Annotated in this window: 1 pseudogene; it reads right to left on the minus strand. The window is 57.3% G+C overall.

Annotated features, from left to right (window positions below):
• Positions 1–140: 140 nt before the first annotated feature.
• Positions 141–524: pseudogene (locus DX909_RS29735) on the minus strand (hypothetical protein); the annotation flags it as partial.

Genomic DNA, 524 nt, shown 5'->3' on the forward strand with positions numbered 1-524 from the left:
GTCCAGTTTCCCCGCCACCTCCAGACCGGCATTGCGGATCGTGAAGGTAATGGACAGAGCGTTCCGACCAACCGGTTGATTCATACCGGCATCGCTGAAGCCAAAAGGCACAAAATGCGTCAGCAGGATCAGGATCGTATTCATAGTGTTCGCAGGAAGGCAATCAGGGCAGTTTTATCCTCATCAGGCAGGTCTAATCCGAAGGGATGCCCTTTCACGGCCATCGTGGGCCGATGGGGCGGTTTGAATCCGGTAGGCACGTAATCGGGTTGCAGGCGTTTGGGGTCCAGCACCTCGTGTAACTGGGTCAGGTGGCCGTCATGGAAGAAGGCACTTCGGTACCAGACCCCCCGCAACGAAGGCACCTTATAATAACCCGTTCCCCGCCGGGTGTACAGGGTGTGTACCGAATCCGTCCCGACCGATACGTTGAAGATATCGTACGCTTTCAGGTGACCGGCCGGGGGCGTGAAACCGTTGGCCGGCGTCAGCTTATTGTTCGTGTAGAGGGGCGGAGTATGGCA

Origin of the sequence: Larkinella soli (assembly GCF_003703975.1) — a bacterium.
Lineage (GTDB): Bacteria > Bacteroidota > Bacteroidia > Cytophagales > Spirosomataceae > Larkinella > Larkinella soli.